Below are 15,600 nucleotides of genomic sequence, written 5' to 3'. Positions count from 1 at the left end.
ATATGATGCCAGTGTAACCCACATTCGAAGGAGGAACAAATGATGAATACGAGCGAAAACCAAGATCAAGCGAAAAAGGCGGCAGAGATGCAGGCGGAGGTAATTCCTTTTCTTTCGCTCCATGGGCAGGCCGCGGAGGCTATCGAATTTTACGAACGAAAGCTGGGCGCGGCGGTGCTGCTCAAGGTCAGCTATGCGGATATGGCGAAGCGGGACGAGAGTTTCAAGCATGCGGCAGGCCAAGAGGATTGGATCACGCATTCCGTGCTGCAAATCGGCGCCAATAAGATCATGATCGCGGAAGAAGAGATGGATACGACGAGAGCGTGGAGTGCAGGGAACGACTTTTCGCTTTGTCTGCAATCCCGCGATCATGACACGATTGTAGATCTGTATGAGCAATTAACCTCGGATGAACGGACGACGGTATTGGTTCCGTTGACCGCAAATTCATTCAGCAGCGGTTACGGCATCGTGCGTGATCCTTTCGGCGTGGTATTTCAGTTTACGGTGACGCAGCATTCGTTTTGAATAAGTCCCTTAGCAACCCGTAATCCTACTTTTAGCGTTGATAAGAGACAAGTGGAAATGCAAACAGACAATGTACATCAACGAATAAACTGAATAAGAGTCACCCAGTCGGATCTGAGGCGCAAAGCTTCGGTTCCGACTTTTTTAATCATAAATTAGGCTTGAAAAGTTAACCGTCCAGACGGTATACTAAATTGAATTGAAAAAGAAAATTGTTTATAAAAATGGAGGTGCTGAATTGAACGCTTACGTATTTTTGGCTGTGGCGATTGTGTCTGAAGTATTCGGCAGCTCGATGATGAAGTTGTCCAACGGATTCAAGCGGCTGGCTCCTTCGATAGCGATGGTTGCGGGGATGGGCTTGTCCTTTTATATGCTGTCGATTGCGCTGCACACGATACCGCTGGGGACGGCTTATGCGATCTGGTCCGGCGTGGGAACGGTATTGACGACGTTTGTCGGCGTACTGCTTTATAAGGAAAAAATCAATGCCAAAAAAGCGCTGGGCATTATGCTCATTGTCAGCGGCGTTGTGATCATGAAGTTGGCTACGAACTAAAAAGGAGGCGAAGCGGAGATGAAGAAGGGCTATTTGTTTTTGAGCTTGGCGATTATGTTTGAAGTATTCGGGACGACCATGTTGAAGTTGACGGAGGGGTTTACGAATTTGATTCCGGCTCTCTTTTTCATCATTGGAATGGGAAGCGCGTTTTTCTTCTTGACGATGACGCTGCGCCACTTGCCGCTGAGTTTGGCTTATGCGATCTGGGCAGGCGTGGGAACAGCATTGACGGCGGTAGTCGGGGTCGTGCTATGGAAAGAAGATTTCAGCTTGCTGAGTGCGTTGGGCTTGATGTTGATCATCGGCGGGGTGGTGTTCTTGAATTTTTCATCGGGATCGGGCAAAGAGGATACGGCTGACAGAGCGTCCCGCGCAATCGTATAATGGGAGTATGCGATAGGGACGGTGATGAGTCATGAAGAAACCCAACAAGAATTCAAAAAAAGAACTGATTCTTGAAGCGGCTGCTGCCGTGATCAACGAGCAAGGCGTGGAAAAGATGACGCTTGAAGCAGTGGCGAAAAAGGCAGGTGTCAGCAAAGGCGGATTGCTATACCATTTTCCCGGCAAACAGGAGTTGATCGAAGGGTTGGTCGAATCGCTGACAACCGGCTTTACGGTACAGCTCAACAGGGAAGCGGAATCGGAAGGCGATCAGGCGGGAAAATGGGGCAGGGCGTATGTTAGGGCGACGTTTGGGACGGAAGAGGAGTTGGAGTGGAGCCATATGCTGGCTGCATTTCCGGCTGCGATGTTCACCGATCCGAAACTGCTAGATCAGGTACGCGTGCAATACGAAGAATGGCAAAAACTGCTCGAAAACGACGGCGTTGATCCGGTGAAGGCGACGATTCTGCGTTTGGCGGTGGATGGGTTGTGGTACGCCGAGTTATTTCGGCTTGCACCGCCTAACGCGGAACTTCGCCGGAAGGTGCGGGATGAGCTAATGCGTTGGACGGAGGTCGCGAAAGGCGAATATTTGAGCGATGCGGATAGCGAGAGCACGCGTAAACGCAAAAAGGAATGAAAGATGAAGCGGAAGCAAAAAGCAAACGAGAGCGCAGAGGAAATGAAGAGGCGTGACTGAAGCGAGCAGGGTCGAATGCGACCAGATCCGTTGAGTCGGTTGTGAACGTAACAAAGCTTCGACAGTTCGAAAACAAAACTGCGACGATATTTGGGTTCGCCTTACAGCCAGCATAAAGCCCCGGGAACGGTACGAAGTCCGGGGGCTTTGGCGTGTCTAGATGTCGTTCAGCTTCAAGCGAAAGAACGATAGGAATTGCGGTTGAATAACTGCAAAACTCCATTTATTTCGGATGAGTCGAATATGCTTTTTGAAATAACTGCGAATATCCATTTAATTAAGACCAATGGTGAGCAATTAGCCGGTTTAGTCCGAAATAACTGGATATATGTCTTTATTTCGTGCATAACGACGATTTTTATTAAAATAAGTGGATATATGCCGTTATTTGTTCGACGGTTATTTTTACTAATTTTTTGTTAGGGCGTGTACGTAAACTCTACCGGCAGCTCAAAATGCACTGCGCCCGAGCTTGCGTACACGCTCTAATTGTTGCTTGTTATTCGTTTGAAGATTGAATGCTTCTTTGACTGTTTGTCTCCATAACCGGACGGCTGGATACAAGTTTTACCCGATTTTCCGCCCTTCGGCCCACACGCCGCGCAGGTTCAGCGAGGCGTCCATCAGGACGAAGTCCGCCCGTTTGCCCGGCTCGATGGAGCCGGTCGTCTCGGAGATGCCGGCTTGGCGGGCCGGCGCGCCGCTGGCCGCGTCGGAAGCGCGTTCGACGCTGAGGCCCGCCTCGCGAACCAGGAAGCGGAAGCCTTCCGCCATCGTGAGACGGCTGCCTGCGAGCGCGCCGCCCTGCGTGAGGGCGACGCCGTCTTTGACGACCACGGGCAGGTCGCCCAGGAAATAATCGCCGTCGCCGAGACCCGCGGCGGACATGGCATCGGTGACGAGGACGAGATTGCCGTCCGTTTTCACCTTTGCCAGCAGCTTGACCGCGCCGGGATGCACATGGATCCCGTCCGCGATCACTTCGGCGACGATGCCGTCGCAGCCGAGCACGGCTCCGGCCGTTCCCGGCTTGCGATGATGCAGCGGCGTCATCGCGTTAAACGTGTGCACGGCGTGGTTCAAGCCGGCCTCCACGGCAGCCAGCACTTCTTCATAGCTGGCGTCGGTGTGGCCCAACGCCGCCGTGATGCCGTTCGCGCGAAGCCACGCGATCACGTCCAACGCGCCTTCGCGCTCCGGTGCCAGCGTAAGCTGGCGAATCAAGCCCGGGAAGCGGGCTTCCCAGTCTTCCAGCCAATCCGTGCGCGGTTCGGAGATATGCTCCGGGTTCTGCGCTCCCGGCCATTGCGGGCTGATAAACGGCCCTTCCAAATGCACGCCCTCGATGCTCGCGCCGGGCATCTCGCCTTTCAAACGGTAAGCCCAGACGGCTTCCAGCACGCCGTCGATCATCTCGCGCGTTGCCGTCATCGTCGTCGCCAGCATCGACGTGGAACCGTGCGAGCCGTGGAACTTGGCGATGGTATCCAGCACGCCTGGTTTCCCGGCGTCCATAAAGTCTTCGCCCATCCCTCCGTGGACATGGATGTCCACGAAGCCCGGCAGCAGCCAGCCGCCGTGCGCGTCGATCACGCGAACGGTTCCGGCATCGACCGCCGAACTGCCGTTTGGCGTCCCGGCTTTTGCCGCCTGGATCGCCGAGCCGCCGCTTTCTGCATGTTGCTGCGCAGAATCCGCTGCCGCCACGATGTCGGCTGCATCTCTCTTCGCAGAAGCCTCTATGCCCCCGGCCGCCGCTTGCCCTTGGCCGCTGCCGCCATACGCTTCGCCCGCTTCCTCGCCGTCTTCCCCGCCCGACGGCGATACCGACACGATCCATCCGTCGATCGCTTCGCAGGTTCCGTTTTCGATCACGCCCTGCGGCGTCACGATCCGCGCATTGACGAAGCGGATCACGCCTTTTTTCTCCGCAAACTGTCGATCCGGCAGAACTCCGCTCATTTCGCCCACGCTCCTGCCGCTTCATCCATCAGCACGACCAGATTCGGATGCAGTTGAAGCAGCGAAGCCGGACACTGGGTCGTGATCGGTCCGGTCAATGCCTGCCGCGCAATCTTCGCTTTGGACGCGCCGCGCACGACAAGCATGATCTGCCGCGCTTTCATGATGCCCGCGACGCCCATCGTGATCGCCTGTTTCGGCACTTCGTTTTCCGAATCGAAAAACCGCGCATTCGCTTCGATCGTTTGCCGCTGAAGCATCGCCGCATGCGTGCCCGCGATCAGGGAATCGTCCGGCTCGTTGAATCCGATATGCCCGTTATGCCCCAGACCGAGCAGCTGCAAATCGATTCCGGCGTCTTCGATCATGGCGTCGTAATAATCGCATTCCTGCTCCAGATCAACCGCAAGCCCGTTCGGTACATGCGTATTCGCCGGATCAATGTCGACCAGATCGAACAAGTGCGTATTCATGAAGCAGCGGTAGCTGGCCGGGTGGCTGCCCGACAATCCGACATACTCGTCGAGATTGTAAGAGCTGGCTCTGGCAAAGCTCACGCTTCCGTTTTGATGCAGCTTGACCAGCTCTTCATAGATGCCGATCGGCGTGCTGCCGGTCGCAAGTCCCAGCACGGCTTTCGGCTTGATTTGCAGCAGGCTTGCGATCAGGCCGGCGCCGGCGCGGTTCAGGTCTTCTTCCGTACGAAACGTCAACAAATTCATGGTTAAGCACCTCCGGAGGGTTTGAGATACTGGCGGACATTGTGATAGGACTGCTCGAGCATCGGCACGTATTCTTCGAAGCCTTCGCTGACAATTCCCGTGAACAGGATATCGATAACATGCAGCTGCGCGATCCGCGAAGCCATGGCTCCGCGCCGCACGCCTTCTTCCAGCGACGAAGTGAATAGCGGAATATCCGCGAGAGCCGGCAAGGGACTGGTTCCATAGCGGGTAAGCGATAGCGTCATTGCACCCGCATCTTTAGCGCATTGCAGCGCGGCGATCGTTTCCGGCGTCTCGCCCGAGTAGGAGATTGCCAACGCCACGTCGCCTTCGTTCAGCGTGGAAGCCGACGTGATCTGCATATGGGAATCCGCGAACGCGGTGCAGCTTTTGCCGAGTCGGATCAGCTTTTGGTAAAAGTCCTGCGCCACGATCGACGATGTGCCCATCCCGTACAGATCGATGCGCCGCGCGGAACTCAGTGCCGTCACGGCGCGTTCCAACGCTTCGGGATCCAGCAGCCGTGTCGTATCCGTAATCGAGGAGAGATGGTTCGATTCGATCGCCCGAACGATTTCCTTCAGCGGCCTTCCCGCGACGATATCCTGGTACGTTCCGGCTTCGGCCGGACGCGACAGCTCGCCGATCAGGCGCATTTTAAAATCAGGAAATCCCTTGAACCGCAGAGACTTGCAAAACCGCGTAACCGTCGCCGGACTGGTTCCGCATTCCGCCGCCAGTTCCGTAATGCCCAGACGCTGCACATGCTCGGGATTTTCTAAAATATGTTCGGCGAGACGCTTTTCTTGAGGAGAAAAGTGCTCGATCTGTTCCCGTAAAAGCGAGAGGAGAGCAGACATCGGCAACCTCCTTTTTCCGAATTAGACTATGATTATGAATGAAAATATTTTTCTTTATAATTTATAAATTATGAAAATATTTTTCTTTGTAGTTTTAGAATAATCCAAAAAGCGAATCGGGACAAGTCCCCTTATCATTCTCTTCATTCTTTTTATAGGGTGAATCGCAAGCGGGGCATGTATAATGAGGGTAGCATTTATCCGGCAGAACATGGAGGAACCTACAATGACCCAACATCCAAGCAACCCCAAAGTCGATGCTTTCATGGAACGGTCCGAGCAGTGGAAGGCGGAGTTCGTCAAATTGAGAAGCCTGGCTTTGGCGAGCGGAGCCGTCGAGGATTTGAAATGGGGCCAGCCTTGTTATACGATCGACGGCAGCAATGTGTTCCTGATCCACGGCTTCAAAGAATACTGCGCGATCTTGTTCATGAAAGGCGCGCTGATGCAGGACGACGAAGGTTTGCTGGTTCAGCAGACGCAAAAAGTGCAGGCCGCGCGCCAGCTGCGTTTTACGAGCGCCGACGAGATCGAAGCCAAGTCCGAGCAGATCGCGGCTTACCTGAGCGACGCTATCGAGGTGGAAAAAGCCGGACTCAAAGTCGAGATGAAGCCCGTGGAACAATATGCAGCTCCTCAGGAGCTTGAAGAAAGATTCGAAAGCGACCCGATTCTGAAAGAAGCCTTCGAAGCCCTCACCCCCGGCCGCCAAAGAGCTTATCTGATGCATTTCACCGAACCCAAGCAGTCCAAAACACGCGAGGCACGGATCGACAAGCACGCGCCGCGGATCTTGGAAGGCAAAGGATTGACCGATAAGTGAGCGGGGAGCGGGAGCCGTTATATCTGCGGATTCGGAACCATTTCAAAGATCGGATCGCTTCGCGGGAATTGACCGAAGACGAGAAAATCCCCACCGAAAAAGAGCTGATGCGGCAGTTCGGGGTCAGCCGGATCACGGTGGTCAATGCGCTGACGGAGCTTGCGAAGGAAGGATGGATCTACCGGATTCCGGGACGGGGGACGTATGTGCGGGGCATCCCGGAAGCGCAGTTGAACGATTCCGCTGCTCCGGCATCGGCTCGGGACGTCGGAGCGGCGCAAAAAACGGAAAATCGCCGGAAGGTCGGTCTGGTGTTTCCGAGTCTGGCGGACGAATTCGCGGTACGTTTGGTTCGGGGCGTCGCGGATCAACTTCAGAAGCAGGGATACGCGCTGCACATGGTACTGACGCATAACTCCAAAGAGCAGGAAAAGGAAGCGATCCGCGAATTGAAATCGGGAGTCGACGGTCTCGTTATTTTTCCGGTCGATGCCGAGGTTTATAATGAAGAGATTATTTTGCTCAAAATGCAGCGTTATCCGTTCGTGCTGATCGACCGCCTGCTGCCGGGCGTCGAGACGAATGCCGTATTCTCGGACGGAAGACAGGCGATGAAGCTTGCGGTGGACCATTTATGGGAGCTGGGGCATCGTAACATCGCGGTTTGCAGCGACTCTCCGCTCATGACGGCGTCGGTGGACGAACGGATTCAAGGCTATTTCGATGCGCTCAAACAAAAAGGAGCCTTGATCGATCCGGCGATGATCCTCAATGATCTGAGGCTCGATCCCGCTGCGCCCGACGCTGAAGGAAACGGCAAGCCGACGGAACCGAACGACGCCGGGCATCCGCTGCGCCGCATGATCGAAAGCCGCGCCGCCACCGCCTATATCGCGCTGAACAGCTCGCTGGGCATACGGATTCGCGAAATGGCCCGAGAAGCCGGATTGAGCGTTCCTGAACATCTTTCGATCGTTGCTTTCGATAATCCGACTTCCGCGAACAACGAATCCGGCCTATTGACGCACATTGACCAATCCGAATACGTGATCGGCGTCGAAGCCGTCAAGCTGCTGGTGCGGCATATCGAAAAAGAGCCCGGCGAACCGGACGGGTTTGAGCAAATCCGGCTTGATCCCCGTTTGGTGATTTGCCGATCGACCGGTCCTGCCGCCCGCCGGATTTGAGCGATGAAAAATATCGGTTTTTGATCGATCGCCTGTTTTCTGTGAATAGACCACATCCGACAATATCGGCCCGTCTTGTCTTCTCCTTTGCGGTGAAGAAAAGAACGGGCTTTTTGTTTTGCATATTTGACCTATTTGATATAAATAATATAATGGTTACAGTTATGCAGCATCGCAGAGTGTCAGCCGGGCCCTTCGTTTTTTCAATTCAATCATGAACAGGAGTGGAAGCCATGCCTTACGAAACGACCGAAATCAAGCTGAATCGCGCCAAAAAGATCCTGAACCGACTTCGAGAAGCCGTCTACGAACCGATTGGATTCCTCAAAACGACCGCTTGGGTGACGCCGGAGCCGGTTGCCTACGAAAATCGCACTTCCGGCAAGCGTCTGGACGTTCAGCCGGGCGACACCTGGGGCAAACTTTGGGACTGCGCTTGGTTTCATTTTGAAGGCGTCGTGCCGGAGTCGGCTGCCGGCCGCCAAGCCGTGCTGCTGATCGATATCAACGGGGAACTATGTCTGGTCGACGAGCAAGGCTCGCCGCGCCAAGGACTGACGAATATCAACTCCGGGTTCGAGACGGCGCTGGGGCTTCCGGGCAAAAGGGTGGTCCGGCTCGGCAGCGACGCCTCCGGTCAGTCGATCGATCTCTGGGCCGACGGTGGCTGCAACGATCTGTTCGGAGGCTTCAGCGGCGGCACGATGAAAGAAGCGCAAATCGCGATCTGCCATGAAGAGACGCGGCGGCTGTACTACGATTTCGAAGTGCTGATCGAGCTTGCGGAGCAGACGGAGGAAAAAAGCGCCCGCCGCGCCCGGGTTCTGCAAGCGCTGTACGAAGCGTCGCTCAAGCTGTCGGTCATCGACGAAAACAGCGTGCGGCAGGCAAGCGAACGGGTGCGTCCGGAACTTGAGAAAAAAGGCGGCGATCCGACGCTTACGATCAGCGCCGTCGGCCATGCGCATATCGATCTGGCGTGGCTGTGGCCGATCCGCGAAACGATCCGCAAAGGCGCGAGAACCTTTTCCACCGTGCTGCGCAATATGGAGCAGTATCCGGATTACGTGTTCGGCGCGAGCCAACCGCAGCTGTATCAATGGATGAAAGAACATTATCCGAAGCTCTACGGGCAGATCGGGGAGCGAGTGCGCGAAGGGCGTTGGGAGCTGCAGGGGGCGATGTGGGTCGAGCCGGACACCAATATCTCTGGCGGCGAAGCGCTGGTGCGGCAGATTTTGTACGGCAAACGCTTTTTCAAAAAGGAGTACGGTCAAGACATTACCACGTTGTGGCTTCCGGACGTGTTCGGATACAGCGCCAGCCTGCCGCAGCTGCTGCGCAAATCCGGCGTCGATTACATGATGACCCAAAAGCTGTCGTGGAGCGTGTACAACACGCATCCGCACCACAGCTTCCACTGGGAAGGCATCGACGGGAGCCGGGTGCTGACGCATCTGCCGCCGGAAGACACGTACAACGGCCCGGCCGCCCCGCGTTCGCTGGCGAAGATCGAACAGGCTTACCTCGACAAAAACGTATCCGAGCACGCGCTGATGCTGTTCGGAATCGGCGACGGCGGCGGGGGACCGGGCGAAGAACATCTGGAACGTCTGACGCGCGAACACAATCTGCTCGGATTGCCGCCTGTGGTGCAGGAGCCTTCGCTGGACTTTTTCCTTAAGTTGGAACGCGAGCAGGATTGCTTCGAGACGTACCGCGGCGAGCTGTATCTGGAAAAGCATCAGGGCACGCTGACCTCGCAGGCCCGCAACAAACGTTACAACCGTCGGATGGAAAAAGCGCTGCGACAGCTGGAATTCACGGCTTCGCTGGCTTTGAGTCTCGGCGGCACGGCGGACGATTACCCGTCGGAAGCGTTGGAGCGGATTTGGAAAGAAACGCTGCTGTACCAGTTCCACGACATTTTGCCGGGATCGTCGATTACGCGGGTGTTCGACGAGTCGTTGGCGCGGTATGCGGTGCTGCTGGACGAGACGACGACGACGCTGCTGCAGCAAGCTCAGGCGAGGGTCGCCGAACTTGCGGGAGTCGAGGACAGCGAAGGCTTGGCGTTCAACTCGTTGCCGTGGGAACGGGAAGAGGTCGTGGAGCGGGAAGGCCGTCGTTACTTGGTAACCGTGCCGCCGATGGGCTTTGCGTCATTGAAGAGAGCAGAGCGGTTGGACGGGGAAAAGCTGGCCGCATACAATGCCGGACTGATCGCCGAAGAACGGCTATTGGCCAACCGACATCTGCGCGCGGAGTTCAATGAAAAAGGCGGGCTTGTTTCGTTGGTACAGGCCGATACGGGACGCGAAGCGATCGCGCCGGGCTTGGAAGGCAACGTGCTGACGGTCTATCATGACGACGGCGACGCTTGGGACTTCGCGCGCGATTACCGCGACACGGTCGCCGGAGTGTTCGAGCTGATCAGCAGCCGTGCGTCCGTCGAAGGCACAAGCGCGGTGCTGGAGCAGCAGTATGCGTTCGGACAATCGACGCTGACGCAGCGGATACTGTTGGACGCGGGCGCGGACACGCTGCGTTTCGAGAGCAAGGTCGACTGGCAGGAATCCGGCAAAATGCTGCGCGCGTCGTTCCCGGTTCAGGTGACGGCGGATCAGGTCAACTGCGAGATTCAATTCGGTTATTTGAAACGTCCGACGACCCGCAACAACGCGATTGAATTCGCCCGGGACGAGATCTGCGCGCATCAATACATCGACTTGTCGCAGCCGGATTACGGCGTATCGCTGCTGAGCGACAGCAAGTACGGCTACAGCGCGGAAGGAAATATGCTCGATATCAACCTGCTGCGCAGCCCCGGCTATCCCGACCCGGTCGCGGACCGCGCGGAGCATGAGTTCGTTTACGCGCTGTACCCGCATGCCGGGGACTTCGTGCAGGCGCGGACGTATCGGAAAGGGTATGAGCTGAACACCCCGTTGACGGTGGGAGGCGCTTCGGCCGATGGCGGTACTTTCGCAGCGTTCGTCGATCAGGGAGAAGTCTCCGATCAAGCGGCTAAGAAGGGTGCGAGTCATTCGCTGATCACGGTCGATCATCCTCATATCATGGTGGAAGCTGTCAAAAAAGCCGAGGATTCGGATCATCTGATCGTGCGCTTGTACGAGACTGCCGGAACGCGCGCGGAAGCCGTTCTGACAATCGGACATCCGTGCAAAGAAATCGTGGAGACGGATCTGATGGAGCAGGTGCTGGAGGAGCAGAGCGTCCAAGTTAGCGAAAGCGGCAGCGGCAGCCTGGCAGATACGACGTTAATTTTCGGTGCTTTTGAGATTAAGACTTTGCGTCTTAAATTTTAAGTAATAGAAACAGCGATCTTTCAAGAAATTAAGCAAACAGGCGAAGGGGAAAATTCAGAAAAAGACGCCTTTGAACTCGGAAAGCTTCACCTACAAACTTCATTCAGCTTTCCGAGTGAGACAGCGTCTTGAACGAATTTTCCCCGCAGCCTTTAGCTTTCTTTTACGAACAGGATTCTACTCAGATTCTCCCCACGTTAATGCTTCAAGAAAGCGATACACGTCTTCAAATACCTCAGCCTGCTCCGCCCCCAACGTCAAAATATGCCCGGACTCCGGGTACACCTTGTAACTTTTTCGCGGATTCGGCACCGTCTCGTAGATGACCGTCGCACTATCCAGATACAACTGCTGATCCAATCCTCCCTGCATGACCGCCACAGGGGCTTCGATGTATTTGAGCTGCTTGCCCGTTTCCGAGATCAGGTTCTGAAGCACGGAAAGCTGCTCGCGCGGAAAAGACTCAAGCGCTTCGACTTCGGTCTGCACCGTATCCGTCGTTTTGCCTTCGAATCTTTTGTACTGCTTGGCATAGCCGACGATGCGCTCGAACAATTCCTCGGCGCTTTTGCCTTCGATTGGCGCACACATCGATACGACTCCGCCAACCGGATATTCTACGCCGAGACGCAAAGCGAACACGCCGCCCAGCGATACGCCCGCTACTGCGATTTGCGTATGACCTTCCGCGATCAGCCGACGATAACCTTCCTCGGCATCGCGCCACCAGTTTTCCGGCGACAGCTCCAGCAGTTCTTCGGCTGCACCACCGTGTCCCGTGTACAGCGGAGCATGGCAGGTGTAGCCTTTTTCATGCAGATAACGGCCTAATTTACGTACGTCCGCCGTGTTTCCGGTAAAGCCGTGCAGCAGCAAAACAGCTCGTTTTCCGGCTCGGTAAGTAAAAGGCTGCGGCGGGATCATTTTCATGGGATTCACTCCGATTCGAAGGTGGTGGATGCTTGATGGTTTCTCCTTATATCTAACCATACATATGTATTGCTTTAAAGTTGAGAAGTATACGAAAGTTCCGTTAGAATAGGGAAGATACGACCATTTAAGGACGCTTGCGCAAGCGAATCGGTGCGTTTACCGCCGTTTACGCAAACGCCTTCAAATTCGAGGAGGGTGTCATGTTAAAGACCGTATTGGGGAGATTCAAAGTGATCGGGGTGCTGGAAGGGATCTCGTTTCTGCTGCTGCTTCTGATCGCGATGCCGCTGAAATACGCAGCGGGCGTCGATATGGCCGTGACGATCGTAGGAGCAGCGCATGGGGCATTATTCGTCTTGTACATTTTGGCGGCTTTCCATGCGTTTATCGCGTTAAAATGGAGTATGAAAAAGCTGTTTTGGGCGCTTGTCGCTTCAGTACTGCCAATCGGAACGTTCGTGTTCGAAGCGCATTTGAACAAAGAGATCAAAGCGGGACGGATGTACGGTTCGACGCAGGAAGCGAATCAAGCGAGAAGGGCCGGATAAGGCGCATTTTAGTCAAGCAGCCGTTGATTCTGGACAAAAGATTGAGAATCGTTTTATTATAATCGATATAAGCAAACCGGCACCGAGAGAATCGGGCCTCAGGATGGAATTCCATCTTGAGGTCCTTTTTTGCGTAAAAACCAGATTTCCAAAAATTCCAGATGATGATAAAATTTGAGGAGGCAAGCTGGTACCATGTCAACGCTAAAAGTAAGGTTACGTTTGGCTGAAACGCACCTAAAGCGTGTGCATTTCAGCCAAACGTAACCCTATGATTAAGAGTTGACAAGCTACTAGATGAAGATCGAGTTGGCGTATAGGGATGAGAAGGCGATTGGAGTGAAGCTGGAACGCTATGGGCCTGAGGAGTTGAAAGGGGTTCGTTCCGTGCCGGGCAGAAAATTTATTCCGGATGAAAAGGTCTGGACGATTCCATATACGGTTGTAGGCGTAAGCGCTTTGTTGGATGCATATCCAAAAGATTTTTTTGAGTGTGATGAACGTTTGAAAAGCGCAGATCCGTATTTACGCCAGCAGGTGGACAATCATAATAAGCTGCGGCAGCAGGGCTTAACATCCGTTCCCGTCGACGAGGCGCAGGTATGGAGTTCAGATCGGAAGAAAGAGCTGCAAGACGCGCTTCGAGCGAGAGGTTATAGCGGAAAAACGGTTAAAGCTTATACGCTTCAGGTACAGCGTTTTTTCGATGAGGTGCTGCTTGTCGAGAAGGAAATTAATGACGCTGTCGTGCAAAAGTACTCATTAAAACTGCTGGAAAAAGACCTTTCGCATGCTTATGTGAATCAGGCAATCAGTGCTTTGAAGTTTTATTTTCGGCATGTGTTGAAACGTCCCAACTCTAACGGTTATGTGCGTCCTAAAAAAGAAAGTAAACTACCGGATGTATTATCGCTCGGTGAAGTGGCGCGTCTATTAAAAAGCGTGAAAAACCTAAAGCATCGGGCGATGCTGATCGTGACGTATACGTCGGGGCTGCGTGTCGGCGAAGTGGTGAGGTTACGGCCGGAGGACTGTGATCGGGAGCGAAACGTCGTGAAGGTCCGTCAAGGAAAAGGCCGGAAAGATCGCCAGACGTTATTGTCCGAAACAGCGAATGCGGTACTGGATCAGTATATCCAACAGGAAAAGCCAGACGGGTGGTTGTTTCCGGGGCAAAAAGAAGGGCGGCATCTGACTGAACGCTCCGCGCAGAAAGTGTTTGAAAAAGCGCTGATTCAAGCGGGGATTCAAAAAGAAGTCAGCATCCATTCGTTGAGGCATTCGTTTGCAACGCATTTGTTGGAGAACGGGATTGACCTTCGTTATATTCAAGAGCTGCTTGGGCATCAGAGCGTGCGGACTACGGAAAGGTATACGCATGTGAGTAGAAGAGATATTGGGCGGATTCAAAGTCCTTTGGATCGGCTGGGAGGGATGGAGGAAGAAGATTGAGTTCGTGAATAACACGGTATGGGTGTGTATTGGGAAGTTCGTGAATAATACGGTAGGAATGTGTATTATGAAATTCGTAAATACTGCTTGTACGAAGTTTAGGCGAAATTCGTGAATAAGACGTTATAGGAAACACCCAACCCCATAAATAAGAGGAAAACCCATGAGGAAATATGCTTTCGTAGATCCTAAAGATGAAGTGAAGAAAGTGATGATTTATGAAGTAGAACCAGATATCTACGTATTCATCTATGAAACCTTAGAAGACGTACCTTGCACAAAAGATTATTGGTTTGAAACCTTGATGGAAGCCGAAGAATATTGTGGTTTGGAAGACTGGAATGGATACAGATTGAAGATCCAAGACAGGGAGAATCTCAAGATTTAATAAACCCACAAAATCAGTGAAAGATAAACTAAAGAATATTTGAAGAACAAAAACCAGAGTAAAGATTGAAGATAAAGAGTGATAGAAACTAGTTTGAAGGCGTTCTCAAAGAAGAAGGGTGCATCCTATAACATAATATTCACACTGCGGACATTCGTCCTTGATCTGGCATTCGCCAGATACTCGACATACGTCGAGTCGTGAATACGGGAACGTTAGATGAAATCTATTAAAATTATTATGGGAGATAAAACATGAATATATTTTTAATTATATGGAATTTTACAATAAAACCAATTCCAATTATTTTAGCATTATTGATTTATTTTATTCCTTTATATTGGATGAAATATAAAAGAGATATATACACACCTATTTATTTTGCTGTTTATCCTCTTGCAAACTTAAATATTTCTTTATCACAATATTTAGGAGAAAGTATTGTTGACGATTATATTGATGATGAAGTAGTTGAAAGAGAAAAGAAAATTATAAGAATAAAAAGTATGCTTTTTTCTATTTTTTATGTGATGATTTTACCATTTATTCTAGCCCTTATATGGACATTTTTTCTTGATAATAATCAATTTCTGCTAGCAACTTTAATTCTGTTCGGAATCATTCTTTTTAAATTTATCAAGTCTATTACACATTTTCGTGACTTTGTAATGTCTTCAAGAAGAGGGATACTTATTTTTTTCTATACTGTAGTATCTTTTGCTTTTTTTTATATATTGTATAGAACACATCTTTGGGTTTCTCCATTGATTGAAAACAAAGAGTATGAAAGTATCATAACAACCATTGGTGACTTTCTTATATTGAATGTAATACTAACTTTTTTGATTATCGGTATTGCAATTCCTATAACAATAAGTCTTGTTTTTGATAATAGGGTAAGGAGAGCAAAACATGAAGAACATCAAACGGTTCAAGAATCAGACTCAGCTTTCGTGGTTTCTCAATCAAACTACGAAGAAGGATCTTCTACCGATAGCGATCATTCTCGTGGAATCTGAATTTCGTCCACACGTTTTTCGTATAACTGAATATCTATTTTTTCTATGGTGTGTGATATTTAATCGAAAAAGACTGCAAAAATTATCTCTTGGTCCTTGTCAAGTTCAATATCGTTTTTGGATAGAATTTATTGATTATAATAAGAGTTCTTTAGAGATTTCTTGTTTGTTTGAAGACCCAAAAACAAATTACC

At 52.2% G+C, this 15,600-nt stretch carries 15 protein-coding genes; 11 read left to right on the top strand and 4 right to left on the bottom strand.

What is annotated here, in order from left to right:
* Positions 1–87: 87 nt before the first annotated feature.
* The 4 genes from SACSAC_RS24010 (at position 88) to SACSAC_RS23995 (ending at position 2,120) form a co-directional block, all read left to right on the top strand.
* Positions 88–531, top strand: a complete 444-nt coding sequence (locus SACSAC_RS24010; RefSeq protein ID WP_037293663.1) for a VOC family protein — start codon at positions 88–90, stop codon at positions 529–531.
* A 238-nt stretch (positions 532–769) separates the two neighbouring features.
* The gene (locus SACSAC_RS24005; protein WP_037290963.1) at positions 770–1,090 is read left to right on the top strand and encodes a DMT family transporter; all 321 of its coding nucleotides are present in this window, start codon (positions 770–772) and stop codon (positions 1,088–1,090) included.
* A gap of 18 nt (positions 1,091–1,108) precedes the next feature.
* Positions 1,109–1,477 carry a DMT family transporter gene (locus SACSAC_RS24000; protein ID WP_037290962.1) on the top strand — a complete coding sequence of 123 codons (369 nt, stop codon included), beginning with the start codon at positions 1,109–1,111 and terminating at the stop codon, positions 1,475–1,477.
* A 31-nt stretch (positions 1,478–1,508) separates the two neighbouring features.
* The gene (locus SACSAC_RS23995) at positions 1,509–2,120 is read left to right on the top strand and encodes a TetR/AcrR family transcriptional regulator (RefSeq protein WP_051507372.1); all 612 of its coding nucleotides are present in this window, start codon (positions 1,509–1,511) and stop codon (positions 2,118–2,120) included.
* Positions 2,121–2,747: 627 nt separating this feature from the next.
* On the opposite strand, the gene nagA is transcribed toward SACSAC_RS23995, so the two are convergent.
* From nagA to SACSAC_RS23980, 3 genes are read right to left on the bottom strand one after another with little or no spacing between them, the layout of a single operon-like run.
* A complete protein-coding gene (nagA, locus tag SACSAC_RS23990; RefSeq protein WP_051507371.1) occupies positions 2,748–4,142 on the bottom strand; it encodes an N-acetylglucosamine-6-phosphate deacetylase in 1,395 nt (464 codons plus the stop codon).
* The gene (nagB, locus tag SACSAC_RS23985; protein WP_037290961.1) at positions 4,139–4,864 is read right to left on the bottom strand and encodes a glucosamine-6-phosphate deaminase; all 726 of its coding nucleotides are present in this window, start codon (positions 4,862–4,864) and stop codon (positions 4,139–4,141) included. Before nagB ends, nagA begins: the two co-directional genes overlap by 4 nt.
* 2 nt (positions 4,865–4,866) lie before the next feature.
* Positions 4,867–5,727, bottom strand: a complete 861-nt coding sequence (locus SACSAC_RS23980; protein ID WP_037290960.1) for a MurR/RpiR family transcriptional regulator — start codon at positions 5,725–5,727, stop codon at positions 4,867–4,869.
* A gap of 226 nt (positions 5,728–5,953) precedes the next feature.
* On the opposite strand from SACSAC_RS23980, the gene SACSAC_RS23975 reads away from it, so the two are divergent.
* The 3 genes from SACSAC_RS23975 (at position 5,954) to SACSAC_RS23965 (ending at position 11,066) form a co-directional block, all read left to right on the top strand.
* The gene (locus SACSAC_RS23975; RefSeq protein WP_037290959.1) at positions 5,954–6,550 is read left to right on the top strand and encodes a YdeI/OmpD-associated family protein; all 597 of its coding nucleotides are present in this window, start codon (positions 5,954–5,956) and stop codon (positions 6,548–6,550) included.
* Positions 6,547–7,737, top strand: coding sequence for a GntR family transcriptional regulator (locus SACSAC_RS23970; RefSeq protein ID WP_037290957.1), 1,191 nt, complete (start codon positions 6,547–6,549; stop codon positions 7,735–7,737). Before SACSAC_RS23975 ends, SACSAC_RS23970 begins: the two co-directional genes overlap by 4 nt.
* Positions 7,738–7,970: 233 nt before the next feature.
* Positions 7,971–11,066 (top strand): alpha-mannosidase, encoded by a 3,096-nt coding sequence (locus SACSAC_RS23965; RefSeq protein WP_037290956.1) that lies wholly within the window; start codon positions 7,971–7,973, stop codon positions 11,064–11,066.
* 177 nt (positions 11,067–11,243) lie between these two features.
* Here SACSAC_RS23965 and SACSAC_RS23960 read toward each other — a convergent pair whose 3' ends face one another.
* The gene (locus SACSAC_RS23960) at positions 11,244–11,996 is read right to left on the bottom strand and encodes an alpha/beta hydrolase (RefSeq protein ID WP_037290954.1); all 753 of its coding nucleotides are present in this window, start codon (positions 11,994–11,996) and stop codon (positions 11,244–11,246) included.
* Between the two features lie 203 nt (positions 11,997–12,199).
* Between SACSAC_RS23960 and SACSAC_RS23955 the strand changes: the two genes are divergently transcribed.
* From SACSAC_RS23955 to SACSAC_RS28145, 4 genes are all read left to right on the top strand, one after another.
* Complete coding sequence (locus SACSAC_RS23955) at positions 12,200–12,547, top strand: DUF3817 domain-containing protein (RefSeq protein ID WP_037290952.1); 348 nt, start codon at positions 12,200–12,202, stop codon at positions 12,545–12,547.
* A gap of 339 nt (positions 12,548–12,886) precedes the next feature.
* A complete protein-coding gene (locus SACSAC_RS23950) occupies positions 12,887–13,999 on the top strand; it encodes a tyrosine-type recombinase/integrase (RefSeq protein WP_245608689.1) in 1,113 nt (370 codons plus the stop codon).
* A gap of 163 nt (positions 14,000–14,162) precedes the next feature.
* The gene (locus tag SACSAC_RS23945; RefSeq protein ID WP_037290948.1) at positions 14,163–14,387 is read left to right on the top strand and encodes a hypothetical protein; all 225 of its coding nucleotides are present in this window, start codon (positions 14,163–14,165) and stop codon (positions 14,385–14,387) included.
* A 254-nt stretch (positions 14,388–14,641) separates the two neighbouring features.
* The gene (locus SACSAC_RS28145) at positions 14,642–15,406 is read left to right on the top strand and encodes a hypothetical protein (protein ID WP_156951086.1); all 765 of its coding nucleotides are present in this window, start codon (positions 14,642–14,644) and stop codon (positions 15,404–15,406) included.
* The last annotated feature ends 194 nt before the right edge of the window (positions 15,407–15,600 follow it).

Origin of the sequence: Saccharibacillus sacchari DSM 19268 (assembly GCF_000585395.1) — a bacterium.
Lineage (GTDB): Bacteria > Bacillota > Bacilli > Paenibacillales > Paenibacillaceae > Saccharibacillus > Saccharibacillus sacchari.
The sequence above is the reverse complement of the archived record's forward strand: the minus strand, read 5'-3'. Positions and strand labels throughout refer to the sequence as shown.